Origin of the sequence: Algoriphagus locisalis, from assembly GCF_900116615.1 — a bacterium.
In the GTDB taxonomy this organism is placed as follows: domain Bacteria; phylum Bacteroidota; class Bacteroidia; order Cytophagales; family Cyclobacteriaceae; genus Algoriphagus; species Algoriphagus locisalis.
On record NZ_FPBF01000009.1, the window covers coordinates 69,228 to 95,090 of the forward strand.

26 protein-coding genes are annotated in these 25,863 nt (G+C 39.9%); 11 read left to right on the top strand and 15 right to left on the bottom strand.

The genetic code is table 11. The annotated features are described in order from the left end of the window. Window positions 1–93: 93 nt before the first annotated feature. Genes BM386_RS20880 through BM386_RS20890 form a run of 3 tightly spaced genes read left to right on the top strand, consistent with a single transcriptional unit; the run spans window position 94 to window position 3,031 of the window. Complete coding sequence (locus tag BM386_RS20880) at window positions 94–435, top strand: PadR family transcriptional regulator (protein ID WP_091697761.1); 342 nt, start codon at window positions 94–96, stop codon at window positions 433–435. Continuing rightward, the gene (locus BM386_RS20885; RefSeq protein ID WP_091697764.1) at window positions 425–1,573 is read left to right on the top strand and encodes a permease prefix domain 2-containing transporter; all 1,149 of its coding nucleotides are present in this window, start codon (window positions 425–427) and stop codon (window positions 1,571–1,573) included. Before BM386_RS20880 ends, BM386_RS20885 begins: the two co-directional genes overlap by 11 nt. A gap of 12 nt (window positions 1,574–1,585) precedes the next feature. Next, the gene (locus tag BM386_RS20890) at window positions 1,586–3,031 is read left to right on the top strand and encodes an ABC transporter permease (protein ID WP_342029153.1); all 1,446 of its coding nucleotides are present in this window, start codon (window positions 1,586–1,588) and stop codon (window positions 3,029–3,031) included. 236 nt (window positions 3,032–3,267) lie between these two features. On the opposite strand, the gene BM386_RS20895 is transcribed toward BM386_RS20890, so the two are convergent. Beyond that, the gene (locus BM386_RS20895; RefSeq protein WP_091697768.1) at window positions 3,268–5,073 is read right to left on the bottom strand and encodes a hypothetical protein; all 1,806 of its coding nucleotides are present in this window, start codon (window positions 5,071–5,073) and stop codon (window positions 3,268–3,270) included. Window positions 5,074–5,307: 234 nt separating this feature from the next. Between BM386_RS20895 and BM386_RS20900 the strand changes: the two genes are divergently transcribed. The 4 genes from BM386_RS20900 (at window position 5,308) to BM386_RS20915 (ending at window position 8,305) form a co-directional block, all read left to right on the top strand. Continuing rightward, window positions 5,308–5,559 carry a hypothetical protein gene (locus BM386_RS20900; protein ID WP_091697769.1) on the top strand — a complete coding sequence of 84 codons (252 nt, stop codon included), beginning with the start codon at window positions 5,308–5,310 and terminating at the stop codon, window positions 5,557–5,559. 76 nt (window positions 5,560–5,635) lie between these two features. Next, window positions 5,636–6,184 carry an RNA polymerase sigma factor gene (locus BM386_RS20905; protein WP_091697771.1) on the top strand — a complete coding sequence of 183 codons (549 nt, stop codon included), beginning with the start codon at window positions 5,636–5,638 and terminating at the stop codon, window positions 6,182–6,184. Then, a complete protein-coding gene (locus BM386_RS20910; RefSeq protein ID WP_091697772.1) occupies window positions 6,171–7,586 on the top strand; it encodes a hypothetical protein in 1,416 nt (471 codons plus the stop codon). Before BM386_RS20905 ends, BM386_RS20910 begins: the two co-directional genes overlap by 14 nt. A 338-nt stretch (window positions 7,587–7,924) precedes the next feature. After that, window positions 7,925–8,305, top strand: coding sequence for a VOC family protein (locus BM386_RS20915; RefSeq protein ID WP_091697774.1), 381 nt, complete (start codon window positions 7,925–7,927; stop codon window positions 8,303–8,305). A 198-nt stretch (window positions 8,306–8,503) separates the two neighbouring features. On the opposite strand, the gene BM386_RS20920 is transcribed toward BM386_RS20915, so the two are convergent. Beyond that, window positions 8,504–9,202: a DUF4397 domain-containing protein gene (locus BM386_RS20920; protein WP_170857145.1), complete on the bottom strand. Its 699-nt coding sequence runs from the start codon at window positions 9,200–9,202 to the stop codon at window positions 8,504–8,506. Window positions 9,203–9,396: 194 nt separating this feature from the next. Further along, entirely contained in the window at window positions 9,397–9,891 is a 495-nt protein-coding gene (locus tag BM386_RS20925) for a DinB family protein (RefSeq protein WP_091697777.1), read from the bottom strand. A 139-nt stretch (window positions 9,892–10,030) separates the two neighbouring features. Here BM386_RS20925 and BM386_RS20930 point away from each other — a divergent pair, with 139 nt between their 5' ends. Together BM386_RS20930 and BM386_RS20935 are read left to right on the top strand one after the other, a co-directional pair. After that, a complete protein-coding gene (locus BM386_RS20930) occupies window positions 10,031–10,981 on the top strand; it encodes a helix-turn-helix transcriptional regulator (protein ID WP_091697778.1) in 951 nt (316 codons plus the stop codon). Window positions 10,982–11,315: 334 nt separating this feature from the next. Next, window positions 11,316–12,119, top strand: coding sequence for a hypothetical protein (locus tag BM386_RS20935; RefSeq protein ID WP_091697780.1), 804 nt, complete (start codon window positions 11,316–11,318; stop codon window positions 12,117–12,119). Between the two features lie 158 nt (window positions 12,120–12,277). Here the strand turns inward: BM386_RS20935 and BM386_RS20940 are convergent, their stop codons facing one another. The 8 genes from BM386_RS20940 to BM386_RS20975 form a co-directional block, all read right to left on the bottom strand. Beyond that, a complete protein-coding gene (locus BM386_RS20940) occupies window positions 12,278–13,282 on the bottom strand; it encodes a DHH family phosphoesterase (protein WP_091697781.1) in 1,005 nt (334 codons plus the stop codon). 120 nt (window positions 13,283–13,402) lie between these two features. Continuing rightward, window positions 13,403–14,362, bottom strand: coding sequence for an NAD(P)-dependent alcohol dehydrogenase (locus tag BM386_RS20945; protein ID WP_091697961.1), 960 nt, complete (start codon window positions 14,360–14,362; stop codon window positions 13,403–13,405). Window positions 14,363–14,381: 19 nt separating this feature from the next. Then, window positions 14,382–14,993 carry a DUF6438 domain-containing protein gene (locus tag BM386_RS20950; protein WP_091697783.1) on the bottom strand — a complete coding sequence of 204 codons (612 nt, stop codon included), beginning with the start codon at window positions 14,991–14,993 and terminating at the stop codon, window positions 14,382–14,384. A gap of 53 nt (window positions 14,994–15,046) precedes the next feature. After that, window positions 15,047–16,612: an ArnT family glycosyltransferase gene (locus BM386_RS20955; protein ID WP_091697785.1), complete on the bottom strand. Its 1,566-nt coding sequence runs from the start codon at window positions 16,610–16,612 to the stop codon at window positions 15,047–15,049. A gap of 12 nt (window positions 16,613–16,624) precedes the next feature. After that, complete coding sequence (locus tag BM386_RS20960; RefSeq protein ID WP_091697787.1) at window positions 16,625–17,065, bottom strand: putative toxin-antitoxin system toxin component, PIN family; 441 nt, start codon at window positions 17,063–17,065, stop codon at window positions 16,625–16,627. Beyond that, window positions 17,062–17,265, bottom strand: a complete 204-nt coding sequence (locus BM386_RS20965) for a hypothetical protein (RefSeq protein WP_091697788.1) — start codon at window positions 17,263–17,265, stop codon at window positions 17,062–17,064. The genes BM386_RS20960 and BM386_RS20965 overlap by 4 nt, the downstream gene beginning before the upstream one ends. A 134-nt stretch (window positions 17,266–17,399) precedes the next feature. Continuing rightward, the gene (locus BM386_RS20970; RefSeq protein WP_091697790.1) at window positions 17,400–18,743 is read right to left on the bottom strand and encodes a sensor histidine kinase; all 1,344 of its coding nucleotides are present in this window, start codon (window positions 18,741–18,743) and stop codon (window positions 17,400–17,402) included. Beyond that, window positions 18,733–20,115 carry a sigma-54-dependent transcriptional regulator gene (locus tag BM386_RS20975; RefSeq protein ID WP_091697791.1) on the bottom strand — a complete coding sequence of 461 codons (1,383 nt, stop codon included), beginning with the start codon at window positions 20,113–20,115 and terminating at the stop codon, window positions 18,733–18,735. Before BM386_RS20975 ends, BM386_RS20970 begins: the two co-directional genes overlap by 11 nt. A gap of 182 nt (window positions 20,116–20,297) precedes the next feature. Here BM386_RS20975 and BM386_RS20980 point away from each other — a divergent pair, with 182 nt between their 5' ends. Continuing rightward, the gene (locus tag BM386_RS20980) at window positions 20,298–20,723 is read left to right on the top strand and encodes an FKBP-type peptidyl-prolyl cis-trans isomerase (RefSeq protein ID WP_091697793.1); all 426 of its coding nucleotides are present in this window, start codon (window positions 20,298–20,300) and stop codon (window positions 20,721–20,723) included. A gap of 154 nt (window positions 20,724–20,877) precedes the next feature. Here BM386_RS20980 and BM386_RS20985 read toward each other — a convergent pair whose 3' ends face one another. The 4 genes from BM386_RS20985 to rsfS all read right to left on the bottom strand — a co-directional run bounded on the left by BM386_RS20985 (window position 20,878) and on the right by rsfS (window position 25,027). Next, a complete protein-coding gene (locus BM386_RS20985; RefSeq protein WP_091697794.1) occupies window positions 20,878–21,708 on the bottom strand; it encodes a hypothetical protein in 831 nt (276 codons plus the stop codon). After that, window positions 21,705–22,481, bottom strand: a complete 777-nt coding sequence (locus tag BM386_RS20990; protein ID WP_091697796.1) for a UDP-2,3-diacylglucosamine diphosphatase — start codon at window positions 22,479–22,481, stop codon at window positions 21,705–21,707. Before BM386_RS20990 ends, BM386_RS20985 begins: the two co-directional genes overlap by 4 nt. A gap of 61 nt (window positions 22,482–22,542) precedes the next feature. Continuing rightward, window positions 22,543–24,615 (bottom strand): ATP-dependent zinc metalloprotease FtsH, encoded by a 2,073-nt coding sequence (gene ftsH, locus BM386_RS20995; RefSeq protein ID WP_091697798.1) that lies wholly within the window; start codon window positions 24,613–24,615, stop codon window positions 22,543–22,545. A 64-nt stretch (window positions 24,616–24,679) separates the two neighbouring features. Further along, entirely contained in the window at window positions 24,680–25,027 is a 348-nt protein-coding gene (gene rsfS, locus BM386_RS21000) for a ribosome silencing factor (RefSeq protein WP_091697800.1), read from the bottom strand. A 61-nt stretch (window positions 25,028–25,088) separates the two neighbouring features. Between rsfS and BM386_RS21005 the strand changes: the two genes are divergently transcribed. Further along, window positions 25,089–25,847 carry a biotin--[acetyl-CoA-carboxylase] ligase gene (locus tag BM386_RS21005; RefSeq protein ID WP_091697801.1) on the top strand — a complete coding sequence of 253 codons (759 nt, stop codon included), beginning with the start codon at window positions 25,089–25,091 and terminating at the stop codon, window positions 25,845–25,847. Window positions 25,848–25,863 lie beyond the last annotated feature (16 nt).

The following is a 25,863-nucleotide window of genomic DNA, read 5'->3' on the forward strand; positions in this document are numbered from 1 at the left end:
ATGAGGCAGTCTTTTTTTATTTCAGATTATTTATTCTACAAATATGAAAGTAATACATTACATTTACTTTTGTAAATATAATAATAGATACTTATGAAAGGCTATCATTTAGGTGAATTGGAAGAGTTGATTCTACTGACTGTGGGAATTTTGGATCAAGAAGCGTATGGCGTAGCAGTGCTTGAGGAGATAAAGAATCAAACGGGTAGGAAGGTGAATATCTCTGCAATCCATACCGTGTTAAGCAGACTGGAGGATAAAGGCTTTCTAAAATCCCATATGGGAGGAGCGACTGAAGAAAGAGGAGGGAGAAGGAAGCGTCTATTCACGCTTTCTGCAACTGGCAGATCCGCAATCGAAGAAGTGAAGAGCTTGAGAAATAAACTATACGATCAACTTCCACCGCTTGCTTTAGACTTTTCTCATGGACAGTAAGCTCAAACATCATCCACCAAAATGGCCAGATCGCTTTCTGGAGTTTTACTGTAATCCCAACCGATTGGAGCAGATACAGGGTGATGCTTATGAACTTTTTTACATGGACTTGGAGGAAAAAGGACTTCGGTTCGCCCAGTTCAGATTTGCAATCCATGTGCTCAGCTTTTTCCGCTGGAGAAATATCAAGCGTACAAAATCAACCTACCATACATTTTCCCAAGGAGCTATGTTAAAGAACTATTTTAAAATCGGATGGAGAAACCTTATCAAGCAAAAAGGGATCACTTTTATTTCTGTGTTTGGTTTAGCATGTGCTGTAGGATGCTGCATGGTAGCTTATCTGTTTATCGCTCAAATCTGGTTTAGAGGCTTAAATCAGCCAAATAAGGATGAAATCTATCAGCTGACTTATACTGCAGAAGGTGAAAATGGTTTGGTGACTTATGGATCGGTTGCAGAACCTATTTCAGAGTTGATACCAGAGAAATTGAATCAGGTTCAGAATCAGACTCGGGTGCTTCGGGATTTTCCAATTTTGATATATAATAATGAAAGCTATCAGCAGCGATCCATCTACATAGATCCGGCTTTTATGGAGATGTTCACCTATAGAATGGACTATGGTTTTGCTGGAGCGCTAAAAGACCAAGACCAAGTAATCTTGACTCACGAGCTTTCAGAGAAGCTTTTTGGAGACACACATCCCATAGGTCAGGAGTTGGAATTGGTAGTCAATGGCGAGGAAAAACTCTATAAAGTCGGCGGCGTTTTGGCTGAGCTCAATGATATGGATATGTTCAATTTTGACCTTTTGGTGAATATTGAGTCGCACCCGTATAGTACTGAGGATATGTCGCTGGAGGACGAGTGGAATTCTGAACTCTGGACTTTCATACAGCTTAATAAAGGGCAAGATATTTCTCAGTTCAATTCTGGATTACAGGAATTGACTGATATTCAAAATCAAATTAATCCTGATAAACCCTACCTAAATATGGGGCTGGTAGCCTATTCTGATTTGATTTATAAGGTTGATGAGATTGAAAATGGAGTGAGAGATTTTTTGGGTTTGGGACCCCAAATCCTCCTAGGCTCAATCGGTTTGTTTATTCTGATTTTGGCAGTCTTTAACTAAATAAACATCTCAGTGCTGATGGCAAGCCGGAGATTAAAGGAGATAGGCGTGCGAAAAGTCATCGGCAGCAGGAGAAGTCAGCTGGTGTGGCAGTTTCTAAGTGAAAACTTGATGGTTTGTTTCTTTGCTTTATTTCTGGGTTGCCTCTTAGCGGCATTTATATTCCTGCCAGGATTCAATGAAATAGCTTCCAAAAACCTCAAGATAGACCTGTTGCGGGATTCTAACATTTGGATGTTCTTAGGCGGAATGTTGATTTTCGTTACGCTTGTTTCAGGTTTATATCCGGCGATTTATGTTTCTTCCTTTAAGCCGATTAATATTCTTAAAGGCAATCAGAAAATCGGCAGCAAAAGCATTCTGACCAGTGTATTGCTGACTTTCCAGTTTACGCTTGCAATCATCAGTATTGTGGCTGGAATTGCATTTGTGCAGACCAATTACATTAATTCGAACCGTGATTGGGGCTATAACAGTGCAGATAAGATCATCGTGAATGTCCCAGATAAAGCCGATTATTTGCCACTCAAAAACAAGTTTTCCGCACTGGCATCGGTCGATGAGATCAGTGGCAGCCAGGATTTTGTGGGAGATTGGATCCGGGAAGAAGTCTTGGAATTCAATAATGAAAAGTATGAAATAAGCCTGCTCAATGCTGAAGCTACTTATCCGGATTTACTGGATTTGAAATTGAAGCAGGGACGGATGTTTGACCCGGATTTAATTTCTGATACGCAGGAGTCGGTACTTGTCAATCAGACTTTTCTGGATCAGCTTGGATTGACATTTCCATTGGAGGAAAAGATCATATTGGATAGTTTGGACTACAACGTAGTAGGAGTAGTGGAGGATTTTCATACGATTTTCTTTCAGGAAGCAATTGACCCCATGGTCATCCGAGCTTCCCCAGATACCACTTTTAATTACTTAACCCTAAAGATGAGCGCTGGGAATGCAGAATCTTCTATGAATGAGGTGAAAAAGATCTGGCACGAAACAGTCCCAAGAGGCCTTTTTCAAGGGAAATTGCAAACTGAGGTATTTGACCGTGAGTTTTCAGACGTACAGGGAGTGAGGAATATTATCTTGTTTTCTGCTATTCTGGCGGTAATTCTCGCGGCTTTGGGACTATTTGGATTGGTTTCCCTGAATATGAACTCTCATATCAAAGATTACTGCGTCAGGAAGGTCTTTGGGGCTAATTGGGGAGATATTTCAGCGAAATTATTCAAGCGCTATTTGATCATATGGGGGATTGCAGGAGTATTGGGAGGAACATTTTCTATCCTGATTATCTCCAGCTTTTTGGATACCTTTTTTGCTTTCCACTCCGGTGTGGGTGTTTTACCTATAGGCACAGGTTTGCTGCTTTTGCTCTTAGTCGTCGCTGGAACTGTTGGTTCGCAGATTTGGAAAATAGTGAAGGCCAACCCAGCTGCTATTTTGAAGGCAGAGTGATGGATGCACATGTAAGTGGTGATTCGTAAGGTTTGTAGAAGGTAATAAGTATGGTTCGTAAGAGGTAAAAAGTAAAATGTATGAAGTGAAATCAAGATGCGACAGACTAACTATCAGTTAATTGATTTTGTGTAATCTAGCTATTTGCAAACCAAGCTGTGGGTCACCCATGCCGCTGTTCGTGTAATTACAGCCATATAGACTTTAATTTCTAAACTTTATAACTATTTTTCATCTCAAACAATCTCCGCATTAAGTGGTAAGCTGAATGATTCTATTTCTTTTTTCAAACTCATAAACTGTCCTTTCATTTTCTGCAAAATATCTTCGGAATCGACCTGAACCGAGCTGATTATTTCTTGATAGTAGCCAATTCCTTCGATCAGATTGTTTCGGAATTTATCCAGATATGCTTCTTTCTTGACTATCTTTTCAGTGAATTTTGTTTCGAATTCTTTCTTCAAATAAGTCACATAAAGCTGTAATTCTTTCACGAAGAAATGAGGCCTTTCCGTGTCCAATTTCAAAGAGAACTTACCATAAATATGGTCTGTCATTTCCTTAAGTGAAAAGGTCCCTTTGAAGTAAGCCAAGTTTGGCCCGGGACATATCGTTACAGCTCTGAGATTTCGACGTGGCGTTTCTCCAGCTGCCAAAATCGCCGGCGCGCTGAGACCTTCGCAAAGGCAGTCTTTTGCCTGCACTTTTTCCAATTCATCAACCTCTATTTCTCCCATTTCAAATTGCTTGGTTTTGAGAATTTGGTACTGTCTGGAAGCAGTGCAAATAGGTTTCTCTGTGAACTCAGTATTGTTGGAAAGGAACTTCTTGTAGCAAGGACTCCCGCTGCGGTTTTTCTCAATTCTCTCCAGTCGCTGCTCTTCACCAGAGGAAGTTCGAAGGTTATTGAAAGGCACTCCAAGGGGTGAAGCATCGCTGAGGTAGTAGTCGGATTTTCTTGATTTGAGAAGTCTATCAAGCGTGTCGTTATCGACTGAAGTAGCTTCAGGAACCAAAAGAAATGGGCTTCCCCAGCCAGTTCCGTCGAGCTCGTAATACTCCCGAAGGAGGCTGTCTTCACTTGCTGTTCCTATTCCTCCTTGATAAGTTATCTTGAAAGTAGGACTTTTTGAAAGTGTGTTTAAATCTTTGCTTTCCAGCGATTTTTGGCATGTTTCATAAAGTATTTGAAAAAGCTCATTTCTCTTGGTTTTGAACTCTTCTAAAATCGGTCCGATCAAAAATCCATCTGTGGCAAAAGCATGTCCGCCGCAGTTCAATCCGGATTCGATTCTGAATTCCGAAACCCAAAGTCCTTTCTTCGCCAAGAATTTTCCTTGGATCAAAGCTGATCTGAAATCACTCACTTTTAGGATAATTCCTTTCGGAATTTCTCCAAATTGATTTGGGAAAAACTCAGAGAATTGCTCGACGTAACTGAATAGTGCTGGGTTCATTCCAGCTGAAAAAACCACGGATCCTTTTGCCTTACTTTTTGCAAAGCCTCTAAGTGCAGACAATGCATCCGAGTATTCCCGGGGTAATTCATTTCCCGATTTATCAGAGTTTATCTTGTCCACTTTGGTCATGATATTCACATCCACAGCTCCAATGTTCATCATGGATTTTAATTCCTCTTTGAGTTGAAATTTCTCCGATTCAGAACTGCTTTCTAATTTTTCCAACTGGCTAATGATAGGCGAATTTTCAGGCAGGAGCTCCAGATACTTTCGGAATTCTGAATTTGATTTCCAATCCTCATTGACCAATATCTTGAATTGTTCTTCTATGATTGACTGGGTTAAATCCAGGTAAGCTGTGATTCGCTTTGCACGGTAATCATCTTCTGAATCTAAGATGGGAATGAACTCCCGAACATACTTAGTTGAGTAGATTTTTCGCATGTCTTCGAGCAGGTGATCATCCATGATGGAGATTACACTGGAGATGCCGTACTTGGCAACTTTGATCGGAGTATCTACCGTATATCCAAGTCCCATAACTGGGATGTGGAAACTATGTGCTGTGGTGGAATTTGGCATTGTAATAGGGAGAGATTTTCGTACATTTTGAAAAAGTAAAACTAGAGCTAAGCCTCGCCCCATTGCCTGCTAGAGCTCAGGAGATCGGCTGACTTTCATCAGTTTTTTGTAAAACACAAGGCATAAAGATGTAAACCAAGAATATTTGGGGTCTTCGTTTATTTTTTCTTCGAAATTATTTTTCTCACCACTGTAGCATTTCATTTACTATTTCCGTCAGGGTAATAAAGCAAGATGAAAACCCTTCTACGAACCTATTTGATTTTGATATTTGCGAGCAGCGCACTCAATGCTGGCTCCGAGAATGACTCAGTCAAAATGAGAACTGGATTTGTGGCTGAAGCGAGTAATTTTGCAATGAATTCCAGTTATCCTCAGAATTTAGAGGAGATAGCAGACTGTATGAACTCAGCAAGAAAGAATGAGTTTAATTCAGAAATTGGAACTATAGAAGAGAAGAATTCATCGCTAATAACCGTTGAATAGGTGCTAGGTGAATAGTTTGGAAAGATAATTCCGACTCCAATTTGGATGTCGTAAACCATAGATTAATAGGTTTGAATTGAAGTGGACTGATCAGGAGCTGATCGAAGGTTGCAAACGACGATCGGCAAAGTACGAAGAGGTATTCTATAAAAAATACTATGGCTATGTCATGGGAATCAGTCTGTCCTATTCCAAAGACAAGGCACTAGCGGACGAGATCACGAATGATTCATTTATGAAGTTTTTCGGATCAATCAATAAGTTTGATGACTTTCAATCGGTCAAAGCTTGGCTTAGGCGAATCACTGTAAATACTGCTATTGACTATTTCCGCAAACAGAAAAAGTTTCAGAATCAAACGGATGTCTCGGAAGAAACCAGTGTATTTCACGAGGTAAATGCGCTTCAAGATCTCGCATTTCAGGACATAATCAACCTACTCAATCTATTACAAGAGGATCATAAAATGGTTTTCAATCTCTATGAGATTGAGGGATATAGTCATAAAGAAGTTGGCGAAAAGCTAGGCTTGACGGAGAGCTCTTCGAGAGTTTATCTCGCCAGAGCTAAGTCTGAGCTCCGCAAATTAGTATCAATACATTTGAAAGAATATGAAGGAAGATAAGCTGGATCAAGAAATTGCTGCTTCCCTTAAAAAGAAGTTAGCTGAAGCCTCTGTACCCTACGAGTTAGGTGCTTGGGAAGGTTTTCAGAAAAAGCGTGCGTTACGCAAGCGAAAAGCTATTGTCTATTGGGCAAGTGGAATTGCTGCGTCTCTACTATTAATCGCAGTCGGGATCAATTCTGTTGATTTGAATGGTATTGAAGGATCTAATTCTCCAGAAGTTCAACTTGCAGAGAAAGTGGAGAAAACGCCAGAAACTCTAGTGGAGGAGGTTAATCCAAGCGATTCAACTGATGAGAATTCAGTTGCAGGAACTCCTATTGAATTAGATTCAAGTACTTTTGATTCTAATGAGAAGGGAAGTGTTCAACCAGCACAAGCTCCAAAACCAGCACTTCCAAAAACTGAGGTCACGCCAAATGAGACTATTCCATCCGAAACCAAAAACTTAGCTACTGTTCCTGAGCCAGTGGAAAAGCCAGTGAAAAATGAACAGCCTAAAGTTTCATCTGAATTACCTGTTTTCTCCAATGAAAAGGCTGTAGCGCAAGTTCCTGAAAAAACTAGTTCTCAGGAACAGGAGCAATCTGTAGTTACCAAACCAGAGGAAGAGAAAAAGCAGGAAACCTTGAGTCCTTTGACTCAAAGTCTAGCTCCAGAGACAATAGTAGCAGTGAAAACCGAAGAACCTGTGAAACCGGCGGAAAAGGAAATTTTAATAGCTGAAAGTGATTTTCCGGTGATTGAAAAAGAGAAAGCATCAGTAGGACTAGGTATGGGATTGTCTCCAGGCTTTGGGGCTGTGCAAAATGATAATCAAATCACAACTGCTTCTAGTATAGGCCTAGGGATGCTGGTAGATGTTAAACTTCCAGGCAAGCTCGTTTTGGGCTCTGGACTTGGTTTCAACTATCTCAACCAAAATGGAAAGCAAGAGAGCACAGTGATGGCTTTTGGCAATACATATCCACAGACCGATAAGCTGGAAGTTCAGCAGATGCAGGTAGAAGTGCCAGTATTCGTTAAGTATCCTGTGACTAGAAACAATTCTATTTCCATACAAGCTGGTTTTTCTAACCTTTACGCGCTCAATGGAAATGCTACTGAGGAGTCCACCCTTCAGGTACAGTCTGCTTTTTATGCAAATGATGCTTTGGGCAACTCCTCCGTTTCGCTTCGTCAAGAAGCATTGGTAGAAAACAATTCCTTAGAGTCAAATAGTGGCAAATTCTATCCATTCGCAACGTTGAATTTTGGTGTTAACCTTCGGGTTTTGGAAACCAAAAGCGCCAACTATGTCATCATGCCCTTTTATAATTACCAATTGAAGCAAGTGACTGGTTATGGAGATACGTATGGATTATTCGGAGCGAGCTTCAAGATGAATTTTGGAGGAAAGTAGGTTGAATAGTTTCCGGTAATCAGTAGGAAGTTGGCAGTGCAGAATTACCATCCCTTATATAAAACTAATTAAGTTGTAAAAAGCCTTTCTGTAAACCAGAAGGGCTTTTTTGTTGAAGGTGAAAAAAGTCTAGCAGTTGTCTTGCTTCGATAGAAACTATACTTTTTTAAAAGTAATAATAGGTTACCAGATTATTTAAAAGAAGGTTTTAAATTCAAAGTATAGGTGACTTCGTTTCAGGTTGCTTGTTTTGATTTCGATAATAGTTTGGATCACTATAATAAACTCCCGAATTTATAGTTCTAAAAAGATATGCTAACATATAAATTCCTTTAACTATGCTCAAAAATTCAAAAGCTTTCAGCGGTTTTTCAGTTGGCGACCTCTCTCAGGCCAACTCTTTCTATCGGGATGTTTTAGGTTTGGATGTCGAAGAAATGGCTATGGGTCTGCTCGCCATTCATCTCGCAGGTGGAGGGGAAGTCATCATTTATCCCAAGCCAAATCATACGCCCGCGACTTATACGGTACTCAATTTTCCGGTAGATAATATTAATGAAATAGTTGATGATTTATCATCTAAAGGAATAAGTTTTGAACGATATTCAGGTGAGATAAAAACTGATGAAAAGGGAATCTGCAGAGAAAGTGGCGGACCTTTAATTGCCTGGTTTAAAGATCCAGCTGGAAATATACTTTCGGTGCTACAGGAAATCTAGTATGGTTTCAAGGGACTAGGAGTTTCCTGAACTTAGCATATTTTGCCATAAAAAAATCAAAAGCAGTAAGTGTAGGTCACACTTATATAGTCAGGCAAAAGTCTTTTCTACCCTATTTTTTCAAAAGGTTAAACTGTCTAAAACAAAAAAATCCCGATCTAAGCAGATCGGGATTTTTCACATTAGTAGTTTGATTACTTAGTAATCTATATAGTTGGTCAATAATTGCAAATCAAGTTTTTTGGCATTCTCAGTAGTCTGCTTGTAGCCTCTAAGTACGAGGGAATAGACTCTATTGCCATCGAGCTCCACATTAGTAGCAGTTGCAAGTGTTTCCCCATCAGAAGAAATTACAGTTAGGTCATAAATCGCAGTGGCTAGTCCTGCAAATTCAGAATTAGACTTGAATGCCAGATCACTGAAAATCGGATCTTCAACTTCATCAATCCTAAGTGACACCGAACCTGCGTCAGGTGAGAGGTTAATCATTCTGATTTGAGCTTCCTCAGCTGTTGGTTCTGACCAGTCGTCATCTACCAATACTGCATCCAGTTCACCTGCATCTTCCAAAACAAACATAGAGTAAACGGAATCGATTTTGATTTCAAATTCTTTTTCTAACAAAGAGGTCAGGGAATTTGGCTCCGAAAACTTGAACAGTCTGTCACCGGGGAAGAAGTTGCTGTATGGTAATGCTTCTGCATACTTCAATGGTAAATTGTTAACTCGGTTTTGGTCTGCATACACGATTACGCCAGAGTTACTCGCTGCTCCATTATAGATGGAGATGTAGCCAGCATCTGGATAATCAAGTTGATCATCATCATCTAAGCAACTGGTCAAACCCATAGTACCAGCCAAAAGTGCTACGGTTGCCAAAGATTTAACATGCTTCATTGCAAATGATTTTACACTCATCATACGTATTTGTTGGTTTAGTTTTAATACGCTACCAAGACGCATGATAAGTTTTATTCGCTACAGAAGGGTGAAATTTTCTAAGAGTTTTTTTTATGTTCTGTGGCTATATATTCACTATGGTGAGAGGGTTACTGCAGCCTGTGTCACCACTGGCCGCAGTAAATAATAGATTAGTATTGTTCCCAGAAATTTGGAGGAGTAATGCCTAGTGCGCGGAGATACACAAAGCCTTGAGCCCGATGGTGGGTTTCATTGTCGATGATGTAAAACAAAGTGCTGTAGCCAGTGCCTTCGTATTGACCAAAGGCGACTACTTTTTCTTGGAATTTTTCCATAGTTATAGCCTTCCAGTATTTTTCAATGGTGGAAGTTGCATCGTCATAAGCAGAAAGAAGTGCAGCTTTTGTAGTCAATTCAGTTTTTTCCTCGTCAAATGCTTCCCATTCATCTGTAGCTAATCCTTTGGCTGTTGGTCCGTCCATAGCCAGCAGTTCTTTCGTCAGCTGTGCAAAAGTCCTCATGCCACCGATGCTGAATTCAAAAAGATCTTTTTCTGGAAAAGCTTCTAAGGTTCTGCGGGTAACTTTGCGATGTCCCAGCCAATGCGTCAGCAATTGATCTTTGTCTATAATTTGAGCGGTTGTTGATGAAGTTGTAGTTTCCATGATGTTTGTGTTTTGTTTAAGAATACTCAAATAAACAGCTGCATAGTGTCAGCCCTATGTCAGTAGGATTTTGGGATATGAAAGTTTTTCTGATTTTTTTTCAAGTTTGCTTACTTTCACTTTTCCCAATAAATTTTTCATGAACCGAATAGATCGCCTTACCGCTATATTAACTCATTTGCAATCCAAGCGAACGATACGCGCATCCGAACTGGCAGCTCGTTTTGAGGTGAGTTTGCGTACGATTTATAGAGATGTGAGATCGCTGGAAGAGTCAGGAGTTCCGATTATTGGCGAGGCTGGACAGGGGTATTCGCTTGTGGAAGGCTATAGATTGCCGCCGATTATGTTCAGTAGAGAGGAGGCGCTTTCTATGCTGGTAGCGGAGAAGCTGGTGGAAAAATCACTGGGTGAAGAAAGTAGTAAGCATTTCAAAGAAGCATTGATAAAAATCAAGGCAGTTTTGAAGACCTCAGAAAAAGATCTGTTGGTGGAAGTTCAGGATACAATTAAGGTGTTGAAATCGAACCCTTCCCAAATGATGAATAAGTCCAGCAAGGCTTTCCAGACTATTCTTGAGGCTATTTCTGAGAAAAAAGTACTGTCTACAGCTTATATGACTTTTGATCCGGAGCTGAGAAGCGAGCGTGAGTTGGAGTCAATCGGAATGTTTCAATCCTATGACCAGTGGTACCTCATGGCATTTTGTCGCTTGAGAAACGATTACAGAACTTTTAGATTGGATAGGTTCAGTCATCTTCGGCTTACAGAAATTTCTTATTCTACCACAAAGCATCCGTCCTTGCAGTCCTATTTGGATAAAATTTCAGGTGAGAGAAAGCTACATCAAATTGTATTGGAAGTTCCTGATGGTTCGATGAAATATCTGGTGAATTCAAAATACAATAATGGGTTCGTTTCTGAGAAAAAAGTAGGTGAGTTGACCGAAATGACTTTTATGAATTCATCTATTGAAGGATTTGTTCGTTGGATAATTACACTGGGAGATATGGTTGTGGTAAAGCGACCAGCAGTTTTGCAGAATCGATTGGCTGAATTGATAGAAGAGATAAAGGAAAGGCAGGGGTAATTTACCTTCAAAGCTTAGGGTGATCTTTTCCCCACTTCAGGGAAAATGTGCTCATTTAAATTCTGTGCTCTAAAAAAATGAATGTGTGCAGTAGGTTTAATACCAAATCTGTGCGCTTCTCATTTCTGAAGCTAATTCATTTTGAATTTTTGTAAATCGCCTCATATTTAGTCTATTCGTCATTTATTATTGATTGTCTCCAGATTCTTGGCTCCGTGGAGAATGAATTTTAGCTATAGATGAATAACTTTGGATTCGAATGTTGTTCTAAGTACTGATGGAATAGCATTTGCGAATTTTAAAGTGAACATTATTAAAACCAAAATTGAAAATTATGAATGCAAAGATATTAGGTACAGCTGCTGCGGCTTTAATTATTGCGGTAAGCTGCCAACCGAAAAAAACTGAAAACGAAGAAGTAGTTGTGGAAGGAATGGAGATGACAACTCCTGCAGAAATTTCAATTGAGAAATTTACAGATTCTCCTGCATATGCATCTTCATCTCTGACTTTGAAGAATCCAACTAACACTACCATCGCAAAAGCAGGGGAGGTTGATTTTGCTTTTGACGTGAAGGATTACACGTTAGGTGAAGTAACAGAGCGTAATGGAGTGGCTTCAAACCTAGCAAATTCTGATAAAGGTCAGCACATCCACTTTATTCTGGACAATGAGCCGTATTCTGCACATTACGAACCTGAATTTAAGCGTGAGATGCCAGAAGGAACGCACTACTTGGTGGCATTTTTAAGTAGATCCTACCATGAGTCAGTGAAGAATTCTAATTCATTTATTGCCAAGAAAATGGTAGTAGGTGAAGCAAGTGACGATATGAACGTTGACTTCGAAAAGCCAACAATGATTTATAGCCGTCCAAAAGGCGAATATAGTGGAGCAGATACAGAGAACCTGTTACTTGACTTCTTCTTGCTAAATACTACACTTTCCGAAGATGGAAATAAAGTAAGAGCTACTATTAATGATCAGGAATTTATGATTACTGAATGGGCTCCATATGTAATCAAAGGACTTCCTAAAGGTGAAGTGACTGTGAAACTGGAGTTGCTTGATGCTGACGGAAACTTAATCCCGGGTGGCTTTAATGAAGTAACCAGAACAGTGACTTTGAAAGACTAATCGATAAGGATTAGTATAAAAATTTAAACTCCGTGGGATTGATTTCGCACGGAGTTTTTTTTGTCATATTTCTCGCAGCGACGCGGCGGCGCAACGTTTGATTTTACTAACTATTAATTTATCATTCTCCAGAAGCTAGGCAAAGAAAATCACTTGATTTAATTAGCCGGAAAATATTCGGCCAACAAGGATTTCAATTTATCCAAAGTCTCCCGCATAGATAGCTCACTCATTCCACCTGAAGCATTAGCATGTCCGCCCCCGTCAAAATGCTCAGCAGCCAACCCATTTACAGGATTTTCTTTTCCTTTGGATCGAAAGGATATTTTGATGATTCCATCCCGCTCCGAAAGCACAATAGCAGCTTTCATTCCTTTAATGGATAAAGCTAGATTGGCCAGACTATCCGTATCACCTTTTTTGTAATCATACTTTTCCAACTCTTCTTTAGTAAGGGGAATAATTGCAACAGCGTTCTCATCCAAAATTTCCATTTTCTGACTCATGGCAAAACCTTGCAGACGAAGACGACTTGCTGTATTCGTATCATTCAATAATTCATGAATCAAGTGATGCTTGACACCTGCGGCAAGCAGTTTGGCTAAAACCTCATGCGTTCTTGGTTTGACCGAATTGAAGCGGAAACTACCGGTGTCAGTTAGAATTCCCAGGTATAGGGGAGTTCCGATTTTCTCATCCAATAACGCTCCATTTTCAGATTGCTCAATTAATTCTACTATCAATTCCGCAGTGGAGGAAGCTGAAGTTTCTGATACCGTGATGTTGGCAAAATCCTGAGGATCCAGGTGATGGTCAATCATAATTTTGGTGCATGTGGCTGCTTCCAACAAAGGCTGCATATCTTTACCTACTCGATCCGTAGCGTTATAGTCCAGGCAAAAGATCAGGTCGGCTTCTTCAAAAGTTGCGGTTACTTTTTCTGGCTCTTGATCCATGCTGGTTATGCAACTTAGATCAAGGAAATCCAAAAATTTAGGAGCTTTATCCGGATGACAGATAGTTGCCTTTTTCCCAAGCTTTTCTATAAAATGTAGCAGTCCTATTGAAGAGCCAACAGAGTCTCCATCGGCAGATTTGTGAGCGGTAATAAGGATATTAGAAGCTGATAGAATTTCAGCTTCTATTTTTTTGTAACTATTCATGAAAGGGGTTTTTCGCTAAGACTTTGCTAAAATCAACAAAGAACTTTGTGGGTGGATGTTCTTCTCTATGCAAAGGAACAAAAGGAAAGTTTTAAAAGTGTCTGTTTTCGGTTTTATCTCTTATAGGTTGATTACCACATTTCCTGTTTTTCGTCCTGAAATAACATATGCATAAGCTTCGGAAATATCTTCCAAAGAGTATTCACGATCAATTACTGGATTGAATTTCCCTTTTTCCAACAAAGATTTAATATACGGTAGGGTTTGACTCAAACTATAAGGAATTGGAAATACAACTTTCTTATCCCCCGTTGTGAAATGAAAGATGGAGAAAAACACATTTTGCGAATAAGGTCCTAATTCAGAGGAGATGTAGGTCCCACCTTTTTTCAGTAAAGGTTTACACTTTCCAAAAGTACTTTTACCGACTGCATCAAAGATGAAGTCATATTTCTCTTCATCCTGAGTGAAATCTTCCCTGGTGTAATCAATGATTTTATCAGCTCCAAGGGATTGGATTAGCGCTATGTTTTTGGTGTCACAGGTAGCTGTTATGTGCACGTTGTAAGTGGAGCAAAATTGTAATAAAGCTGATCCGATAGCGCCTGTAGCACCATTGATCAGTATGCGATTTCCAGGCTGAATGGAAGTTTTATTTGTAAATGTGTATGCGTAATGAGCACCTTCAAGACTAGCCGCGGCTTGTTGATAATCGATACCTGTAGGTATGGTTAAAATATTGTCCTTGGGAGTGATGACCATGTACTCTGCCTGTGATTCTAAGCCCATATCTGTAAAACCAAAAACTTGCTCATTGACATGAAATGAGGTAACATCCTTTCCAACTCCAACAACTTCTCCGGCGAAATCAGTCCCAAGGATTATTTTTCGCGGTTTAAAAAAGCCTAGAAGGAAGCGCATGATAAATGGTTTCGCAGTAAGATTAGCGCAATCTGTCCTGTTTACTGTGGTGGCGTGTACCCGGATTAACAGTTCAGAATCCTTAGGTACTGGTTTAGTGACTTCCTCAACTGATATAGTTTTAGGACTTCCATAAGATCTTCGGATTGCTGCTTTCATTTTTTGCACATTGTTTTTCTTATTTTTCAAAGTAAAAATTATCCTCAACCTGAGTTAAATCCAGATTTTGATTGATGGAATATAAAAAGGAAATCAAGTTCCGAAGAACGCTGGGTTCAAACATTGCTTTGTAATATTTTCTTGTATCATTATGATAGAGAATTAAGGTTTTGACGGCAGCATCACAGCAAAGAACCTGATTCTGTTTGTTCTCCATTTCTGTGATTTTTGATGTAATGATCAAATCGATGAGCTCATTATAAAGCTGATCTGACAACTGACCGGAGAAATTTCCATATCTGGCAGAGTCTGTTTCATTGAAATTTTCATCCTTGAAATAATTACCGGTGAATCTAATCGATTTGTCGGATAAGATTTCCAAGTTAATTACTGGACAAGAGCCGAAGCAAGCTGAAGTATGGAAAATTAGCTTGTCGAAGGTAAATGAACTGTCTTGAACAAATTCTATTGGCTCGATTGATAGTTGCTTAGTATCTCTTTCAATCTTTTCATCAGGCACCTTTTTGTAATCAACTGCACGTGAATAATACTGATCATTTGAGTTCAGTACCTGGTGGCCAAAGCTAAATTGAGAAATCAGTGTGAAGGTAATGAGTAGGATATTTAGCATAGTCTTGAGTTTTGTTTCATCCAGATGACGATACTTGGGTCAAGTATGATACTTCAGTTAACTACTTTTAACTCAGCTCTTTTTTCTTTTATCTCATTGATTAAAATCGCATTGATATCTGTTTTTGCTTCAAGTAGTAAGTGAATGGAGGTGCCAAATTCCCTCGCGTTTGGATCGGTAATTTTGCCTATTTCTTCTGACTTTTCGAAAAGGGAAATTTCCCGCTCACTAACGCCATCTTCCACCTCTCTTACCAAAATCACGTTTTTGATTTCCCTGCCTAGATCTATCCAATTGACGTAATCAGCATTCATTGTGATTGCTTGAAGTCCTTTGGTTTTGGTGTAAAAGTTTATCGCTCCGGCCTGTCCGTAATTGTCGCATATGATAACCGTGTATTCATCCGAAGGTGCTTTGGAATAAGCCATGTCAACCTTCTCTGCCAGTTCTTTCCAGCCTAACATATCTGCAAAATCCTGCGGTAAGTCATGGGTTTTTCCATCTTCCCATCGGTTTACCATTAGATCAGGATGTCGAGATTGTACTTCTTTGAGATATGCTGGATCTCCGATAGGGTAGGTCATCGGAGCTGATAGTATAAATAGGCCAATTGGAATGACCATCACAACTGGCTTCAGGTACTCCCCCCAGTTTTTGCGCAGCAAATGGGAAAGATAAATAGCACCAAAAACATAGTGAATAGGATAGAGACCGATGGCATAGTAATCTTTAGCACGGAAATAGGTGAAGATCGCCAAGGTGAAAACCATTGCCCAAAAGAATAGCTGGTACTTGCGGAATGGAGGGTAGGTGAAATAGGAAAAAAAAGCGAGGACCAGTACGAAACTCGATCCGAAAAAGAAGAAAAATTGCTCACTCAAAAAGTCCAAGCGATTCACATTTACCAATTGATATTGGCTGAGCATACGCATGTGCCAGAATACTGGGTAGTCGTTTTGCAATTGCCAGATCAAATTTGGTAAGGCTATCAAAAATGCTACTCCAAAGGCGGCGTAGAAATGTGGGTTTTTGAAAATCTTCCGCTCCTTAGTTAATAGCAACGCAGGGATTAGCCCTAGTACTTGAAATGCAATGTTGTATTTATTCAGAAAGCCAAATCCTATTCCGACCCCCAACCAATACAACCATTTGTTTTTGCCAGTTTGGATATAACAGAGCAAGGAAAAAAACACAAAAGTCCATGCCAGGATATCAAAGGAATTGGGTTGAAAAAGGATATTCAGCCTAGCCAATGCTGAAAAAATCAGACAAATCGCCGCTAAGGATTGCGCATATAGATTTCCACCCAGCCTCTCGATAGCTTTCCATACCAAGAATATGGTCAATGCGCCAAATAGGGCAGGGAAGAACTTGACCCAAAACTCAGTGTAGCCAAGCAGGTAAATGAGATAGGAAAACCAAGAGGTGACAGGTGGAACAGAGATATATCCCCAAGCCAGATGATGTGCCTGATCGAGGTGGAGGTATTCATCCCGATGCAAATCGTAACCTGAGTCTATCAGCAGGTATTGCAGCACAAATTTGAGCAGAATGAATCCAAGTAAAAATAGATTCCGCTGGTACAACTGGGTCTTAGAAATTGGATGAGTAGTCTTCATAAGTTTGAAAACCTACTTTTCCTGCCTAATTGCAAGAAGGTCCTTAGTATTTACAACGTTTTGGGAACCATTATTTTTTAATCCACTGTAAAGAATTTTATCACCCGTCCATAAAGTTGCTTCTAAAAATAATGTTAAAGCAACAAAAGCGATGTCGTCTGGATCAATAGGTTTGGTGAGTTTTTCGGAAACAAGCCATGTGTCACTAGGAATAATTTCTTCATTTATAAATTTCAGTTTGGAAAGAACCAAATCGTAAGAGACTTGAAGTTGCTCTTCGGACAGTGCTGAGATTTTTTTGAGCTTTTCCCAATGAATCCGAATTTCGCTACGCATATAGGCACAGCTATAGAATTCAAATTTTTCGTCCGAATTGAATAGTAGATCACCAATTGTGCCTTCCGAATTTAATAGAACGCTAAAAATAATATTGGTATCAATAACCACTTTCATCTAGTGAGACGATCCTTGTTTTTTGCCCACCAACCACTTTTAACTTCTTTCGCTAATGCATCAACATTGTTCTGTTTTGCAGTTGAATTTGCTGTCGCTTCCTTATAGATCAAGAAATCAATTAAGCTTTGAAGCCCTTCTGTATTCACATTGGATGGGAGCCTAATTATTACCTCATCATCTGTTCTTTCAATGATCATAATATCAAGTTTAGATTGATTGAATTTACTTATTTATTCATATAAAATGAAACATGCTATAAATAGGATTTATTCCCAATTAATAGCTTCCCAATTCTCTCAGCTTTATGATTTTATTTTTTTGACTTCTAGTCTTACCCGTTAAAAATCAACTTAAAAGTAGTTCCCTCACCTTGCGCAGACCTTACCTGAATGTTGCCTTTGTGACGACGCATGATTTGCTTTGACAGACTCAAACCTATTCCCGAACCTTTGGATTTAGTGGTGAAGAATGGAATAAAAATCTTCGAAAGTGCTTCTTCCTCGATTCCCTTTCCGGTGTCTGCTACTTCCAAAATTATTTTTCCTGCTTCATCAATAAACGCCCGGAGAATGATTCGCTTTACTTCTGAGTCTTCTACTGCCTGAATTGCATTTTGGGTAAGGTTAATCAGCACCTGCTCAATCTGAGTTTGATCTCCGAAAAGAATCAGTTCTTTTGGATTGATTTCTTTGATCAGTTCAATTTGATTGGCTTCAAGTTGGTTTTGAAGTAATATCTCCAATTGATGGAATAGTTTTGCGATAGCAATACTGCTGAATTTAGGAGCAGGAATATGTGCTAAACTTCTAAAGTCAGAAACGAAGCTGATTAGTCCTTGACTACGCTTTTCAATGGTGCTGATTCCCATCAGATAATCTTCCATTTCTGAAGGAGTTATTTGCTCCACATTATCTATTTTGCTTTCCATCTCACCCTGGATTGTTCCTGCCAAAGAGGAAATTGGTGCAATCGAATTCATGATTTCGTGAGTCAGGATTTTGACTAGATTTTGCCAAGCTTCCATCTCTTTCTCTTCCAGTTCGGATTGTATATTCTGTAGGGAAACGAGCTTAAACTTTTCGCCACGCATCAGCAATTCGATCACATACACCGAAATCTGCATGATCCCGTCAGGGTGAGCAATTTTGATCAATTCAGAACCGCCTGTTCTGAGGTTGTTGATAGCTAAATGGAGCTCCTTATTAATCCCCTCAATTTCTCCGATGTTTTTCAATTCTCCCACATCGAGAATTCGCTTTGCAGCGGTGTTCACGATCTGAATTCCGCCATTTTCACCAAAAGTGATCAAGCCTATACTCAGGTGCTTGAACACTGATCTGAAATACTGATAGTTAGCTTCTTTCTCAGCTTGATCTTCTTTTAGTTTGGCTAAAATCGCATTGAATTCTATGTGCAGATCGTCGGTCTCAGTTCCATCAAATTTGACAGGGTAGAGTTGGGAGTATTTGTCCTGTTTGATGTTATCTAGGAAAACGCGCACTTTTTTGAATGAGCCTTCGGAATAGCGAAGCAAATAAATGATTTGAAATACGACCAGAACCAGAAAAAGGGAAATCATAAAGACTCCCCAACTATCGATGATAGCGTATGCTAAAAGAAATAGGGAAGCGGCTAAAAACGCGATCCTCCCAAGTAAGCCAACTTTATAGTCCATATTTTTCCAGCCTTCTATACAAGGATGCCCTGGTCAGACCAAGCTCCTTAGCTGCTTTTGAGATGTTTCCTCCATTTTTATCGATAGCTCGCTGAATGGTGGTTTTTTCCATATCATCCAGATTCAGGGTCACAGAAGTTGGGGCTTTATCTGAAGTTGGCTTGGCAGAAAGGAAAAAGAAATCCCTGGAATCCAACACATCGCCTTCAGCCATAATGATAGCGCGCTCGATGGCGTGCTGAAGTTCACGGATATTGCCTGGCCAAGCGTAATGCTGCAAAAGATCCATCCCGGCGGAGGTAAATCCAGTGAAGTTCTTGCGGTATTTCTGACTGTAGCTTTTCAGGAAGTGGTTGGCCAAAATCGGAATGTCGTCCTGACGCTCACGAAGTGGAGGAAGGAAAATCTCCACCGTATTGATTCTGTAAAGTAAATCCTGGCGGAAGGAATTGTCTGAAATGCTGTCGTGAATAGGCATATTCGTAGCACAAATCAGGCGGATATCAACAGGGATAGCTTTATTTGTGCCTATTCTGGTTACCTCTCTGCGTTGCAAAACTGTGAGCAATTTTGATTGAAGAGGCAGGGAAAGATTTCCGATTTCGTCCAGAAAGAGAGAGCCTTTATCCGCAATCTCAAATCTCCCTGCCCGATCGTCTTTGGCATCGGTAAACGCACCTTTTTTATGCCCAAAAAGTTCTGATTCGAATAAGGATTCGGTGATAGACCCCATATCTACTCCCACAAAAATCTCATCTTTTCGAAGTGATCTATCGTGAATAGCACGGGCTATTAACTCTTTCCCAGTACCATTTTCCCCTAAAATCAACACGTTTGCATCTGTCTGAGCTACTTTATCGATGATTGAGAAAATGTTCTTCATGGAAGCAGATTGACCGATGATATCGGTGTAAGGCTTCTTCATGTCCGACTGCATCTGCTTTTGCTTCTTCTGCAGCTTATCGACTTCATTGTAGCTTTCTTTTAATCTGATAGCAGCAGAAAGTGTAGCTATCAATTTCTCATTTTGCCAAGGCTTAAGAATAAAATCTGTAGCCCCTTCTTTCAAAGCCTGCACAGCCATTTCTACATCTCCGAAAGCTGTGATCAGGATAACTACAGCCTTTGGATCGATCTCTTTGATTTGCTTTAGCCAGTGAAAACCTTCCTTCCCGGAAGTGGTGTCCTCCCGGAAATTCATGTCCAGAAGGATCACATCGTAGTTATTATTGTTGACCAAAAAAGGAATTCTACGAGGATCCTTTTCTATCATGACTTCTTTTGCATGCTTTTTCAAAAGCATTTTTGCGGCAAATAATAAGTCTTCGTTATCATCGATGATAAGAATCTTGCCTAAATCTTGAGTTTCCATGGTTAATTGTTTGGTCTTACCTAGGGGAAAATGATGCCAACCCGAATATAAGCCCAATAGCTAGGTTTTGCAGGTAAAAGTGTTCAAAAGTGTACGGTTTTATATTGAAATCGGACATTAAGTATTGGGTTTTCATCCCTAAGAGATTTTTGTACCTTTGTACTTTACTAAAACAAAAGACTATGCAAGCTAAAAAAGGAGATGCAGTTCAAGTGCATTATACCGGTAAATTAGAAGATGGAAGCGTTTTTGACACATCAGCAAACCGCGAGCCGTTAGGATTTACCTTAGGCGATGGAAATATGATTAAAGGTTTTGACACTGCAGTTGATGGAATGAACCTAGGCGACAAAGTGACTGTGACTATCCCGGCGGCTGAGGCCTACGGCGAGCGCAGAGACGATATGATGATCGATGTGCCTATCGCACAAGTTCCAGCTGATATTAAGCCGGAGGTCGGAATGTCATTGACTCTTCAAGGAGGAAATGGCCAGCCGATGCCAGTTACGGTTGTTGGTGTAGATGCTGAAAAAATCACTTTGGACGCTAACCACCAGTTGGCTGGTAAGGATTTGATCTTCGATATTGAGTTGGTGAAAGTCAACTAATAAATTTCAATTAACTTGGATTTGAAAAGACCGTTTCAGAGAAGAAATGGTCTTTTTTATGCTTTAAAAGCTGAGAACACGAAGGTTTTACAGAGAGTGTTCAGTATTCCAGCTTATCCAGAAGCAGTTAATCAAGAGTTTTAAAAAATCTAGATTATCTCAATTCTTTTATCCACTTGGGGGGAGCATAAAGGCTAACTTTGTCCTTGGAGACTAGCGCCAATCTCTCTTGACCGATTTGAAGATAAGATGTTGCTGAATCGGCTAGCTGAGCTATAGTTTGGATCTCATTACTTGATAGAGACATAGCCATCAAATTTTGACCATCGATCCAAAGTAGATGGTCGTTGTAATAGCATAATTTTTTAATCCCTTTTAGATCGACTTTACGCATCAAGTTTCCTTGGTTGTCAAAAATAAAAACCCCTGTTTCTGGAACATTCATAAAAAGCCGATTCTTAAATTCTCTTATTTCTGAGACGTTTAAGTCCTCCGATCCTAAAATCAAATTAAGTGGTTGAGACTGAATAATGAGATTCCTCAGATAGTCTAGAGATTTTAGAGTTAGATCTGACTCATCCCAAACCCAAACAATATTGTTATTTCCAAGTGTCGCAGCTTTTGCTAAGTTGATCTCAGCAAGAGAAAATCCTTTTTCTGCTAATGGATTGAGAAATCGATCTAAGATCCTGTATTCCTGAAGATCAGCAGAAAAACTAAAAATATTTACGGTCCAGGCAGCTTCCAATTGACTCAGCCGTCCTTGTCTTGCGGGAGAAAATAAATTTAGTTGTTTACCATCAGCGCTGAACAGATAAATATCCCCAGAAATTGTACTGACAAACACTTGGTCTTTGGTGTCAAATGAAATTAGATCTAGGTTTTGAATTGAGATCTCCGCAATTGGGACCCCAAGTTTTTCCAGACTTTGTGCGGAAGCGAAAAGTGGCACTAGGGATAGGACTAGAAGAAGTATTCGCTTCATCCTTCAAAAGTGCTAAGCTTGGCATATTGACCGTCAAAAGTCAAAAATGTATTTTGGGTCACCCATTCACCAAGATTGAAATAGGTGGAATTCGATCCTACTTCAAGTTCCAGTGGTAAATGCCTATGTCCGAAAATATAGTAATCATGATGCTTTTTAGCCTCAATTTCCTTGCAATATGCCCAAAGCCATTCCCCATCTCCTAGAAAGCGGTTTTCATCTTTTTCAGTATTGGAAATACGGCTATGTCCTGACCAAGCTTTGGCGATTTTTATTCCCAGATCAGGATGCAGCCATCTGAAAAGCCATTTTGACACCGGGTTAGTGAAAACCTTTTTGAGCCTTTTATATGAATAATCACCAGGTCCCAGCCCGTCACCATGGCCCACTAAAATTGATTTTCCTTCTACTTTCAGTTCAATGGGATGCGTGTAAACTGGAATTCCTAACTCGATGGTGAAGTAGTCTTTCATCCATAGATCATGGTTTCCAGTAAAAAATATAATCGGAATACCACGTTCTCTGAGTTGGTGTATCTTGGAAATGAAAGGGATGAATCCTTTAGGAATCACTTGTCCATATTCAAACCAAAAATCAAAAATATCACCGACTAAAAGTACGGCAGCAGCATCATCTGCGACCGAATCAAGCCATTGGATAATGCGTTTTTCACGTACTTTACTTTCCGCATCGTTTGGCGCTCCAAGATGAAAATCTGAAGCGAAATAGAGTTTTTTTCCATTAAGTGGAAAATCCAACGGGGGTAATTGCATGACTAAAGATAAACGGGCGGCAACAAAATAAAAAAAAGCCCCGATTGATTCGGGGCTAATATTATATGATTCTATTATCTGAATTTGGCTCCGGGATTGGATCTACTAGCGGATCTGAAGATTCAGGATTATTCTCTTCGTCCTTAGAGATCAAATCTGGCTCCTTTGGCAAGTCCTTTTTATTGGTAAAGGCTTGATAAGTCGTTTCCTTGTCAAAAGGTCTCTTTCCGATCAGTCGCTCCAAATCAGCTTGGAAGAGAATCTCTTTTTCCAAAAGTTCCTTGGCCAAAATGTCTAATTCCTTGATTCTATGGGTAAGCAACTCCTTAGTTCTATCATAAGCTGTCTGAATAAGTTTTCTAACTTCCTCATCAATCACTTCTGCAGTGGTTTCGGAGTAAGGTTTGGTCATTTTATAACCATCACCTTTGGAATCGTAGAAGGAAACATTCCCGATTTTATCGTTCATGCCGTAAACCGACACTATAGAGTAAGCTAACTTTGTCACTCGCTCTAAATCACTCAAAGCACCCGTAGAGATCTTTTTGAAGATGATTTCCTCAGCTGCACGTCCACCCAGCGTCATACACATCTCATCCATCAGTTGCTCAGTCTGATATAAGAACTGCTCCTTAGGAAGATATTGGGCATAGCCTAAAGCAGCCACTCCACGAGGGACAATACTTACTTTGACCAATGGGTCAGCATGCTCCAGGAACCAGCCCGCTACAGCGTGACCTGCTTCGTGGAAGGCAACAATTTTCTTTTCTTCAGGAGAAATGATTTTGTTTTTCTTCTCCAATCCACCGATCACTCTATCCACAGCATCTTGGAAATCCTGCATATCTACAGCAGTTTTATTTCTTCTCGCTGCGATCAATGCAGCTTCGTTACAGACGTTTGCGATTTCAGCTCCGGCAAAACCTGGGGTCTGAGCCGCACATTTTTTAGGGTCCACATCATCAGCTGTTTTAATTGGCTTCAAGTGCACTTTGAAAATGGCTTCACGACCATTGATATCTGGCTTATCTATAGATATCTGTCTGTCAAAACGTCCTGGTCTGAGCAATGCGCTATCCAGTACATCAGGTCTGTTAGTAGCAGCGACTACGATTACTCCAGTATCGGTGCCAAATCCATCCATTTCCACAAGAAGGGAGTTAAGAGTATTCTCTCTTTCGTCGTTGGAGCCTGGCATCTGGCCTTTACCTCTAGATCTACCGATCGCATCGATCTCATCTATAAAGATGATACAAGGTGCTTTTTCCTTGGCTTGCTTAAACAAATCACGAACTCGGGCAGCACCTACACCAACGAACATTTCCACGAAATCGGAGCCTGAAAGTGTAAAGAATGGGACTCCGGCTTCTCCTGCGACTGCTTTTGCAAGCAAGGTTTTACCAGTACCTGGAGGGCCTACCAGCAAAGCACCTTTAGGGATTTTGCCACCTAATTTGGTGAATTTGCCTGGGTTTTTCAGAAATTCTACGATTTCCTGAACTTCCTCTTTAGCTTCATCGAGTCCTGCCACATTGTCAAAAGTGATTTTGACTTTGTTCTCCGCATCGAATAATTGAGCTTTAGATTTACCCACATTGAATATCTGTCCTCCCGGCCCCGAAGGTCCTGCCATGCGGCGCATCATAAACCAGAAAAGGACAAATAACAGGATTAAAAATCCGAAGCTGCTGAAATAGCTTCCCCAGTTTTCCTCTGTGGCTACGGATAGTTCTATGCGATTTTCCTGCGGAACTTCCTCCTTTAGCGTATCAAAATCCTGTGCAAACTTATCTACTGATGCTACTTCAAAGGAATAATGCGGTCCTTGTGGGTTGAAAAAAGTAGAATTGGACTCCAACTCAGCTTTATACTTTTCAGTAGATAGCGCAGAATTTTTTAGAGTGACATCTACACGCTCCATGTTTTTCACCATGGTTACTTTAGATACGTCTCCAGCCATATACATATCCTCAAATCTCTTTTGAGTAATATCGACCTTAGAATTTCTATTCTGAATCACGGTAAGCCCTACCAAAACGGCAACAGCTGCAACAATCAGCCAAAGCTGGAAATTGGGTTTCTGAGGTGCCTTTGGGGTGAATTTTTTGTTTTTATTATTCTTTGTATCGCTCATTTCTTAGTACGGTAATTTCATAAACTTAAGGTAAACGGAGGGGTTTTCTGAAAGTTTTTGGTTTTTATCCAATCCGGGTGACTTTAGCATCTCCCCAAAGGTCTTCTAAACCATAGAATGATCTCTTATCTTTAAGGAAAATATGTGCCACAACGTTCACATAATCTACCAAGATCCACTGACGGCTACTTTTCCCTTCACTTTTCCATGGATTCCCCTGACCTATTTTTATCACTTCCTCTTCTATTGAATCCGCAATGGCGTCTAGCTGCGAATCAGAATTTCCTGAGCATATAACAAAAAAATCTGTCACCGTGTTTTTAATATTCCTTAGATCCATCAAAACAATGTCAGAAGCCTTTTTTTCCTCCATTCCTTTAATGATTACTTTGCTCAGCTCCTCTGCTGTCATATTATTCAATTAATTTTGCAATCTCGTATATAAACATCCTTTTTAGACGAATTCAAAATTTATGTATAAAATTCTTGCCAATACGATTTTTTTAGGGAAAGATGTTCATTTCCTGCCAGAGTGTCACTCCACAAATGACACTGCGCTCAATTTGGTCAGAACGGGACAGGCGGGAGAAGGCAGTGTCGTAATATGCAATCATCAGACTCAGGGCAAGGGGCAACGGGGGAATGTTTGGAGTTCTCAAGCGGGTATGAACTTGACATTTTCTTTGGTTTTAAGGCCTGATTTTATGGACATTTCAGAGCAGTTTTTTTTGAATATGGCTGTTTCAAATAGCATCAGGCAGTTACTTCAAGACTATCTGCCTACTTTACAGGTAAAATGGCCTAATGACTTGATTGTTCCTGGCTATGGAAAAATTGGTGGAGTTTTGATTGAAAATACTTTTTCGGGAAAAGAATGGGAGTTTGCAGTCGTTGGTATTGGCTTGAATATTAATCAAGTAGCTTTTGAAGCTGGAAATGCTGCTTCGGTAAAAGCCATAACAGGAAGTGAAATTAATTTGCAGGAATTATTCCGGCTTTTGATTACCCAATTGGAGCAAGGTTATATTCAGTTGAAAAAAGGAAGATGGAAAGAAATCAAGGCAGAATACTTAAACCGCCTCTATAGAAATCAAATTTGGGCTAACTATTCAGCAAATGGAGAACAATTTTCTGCGAAAATAGTTGGGGTTACCACGGAGGGGAAACTGGAAATGGAGTTGGAAAATGGAGATTTAATAGTTTTTGGGTTGAAGGAGGTTGTCTTTCAATAGTCACTTACGATTTTAG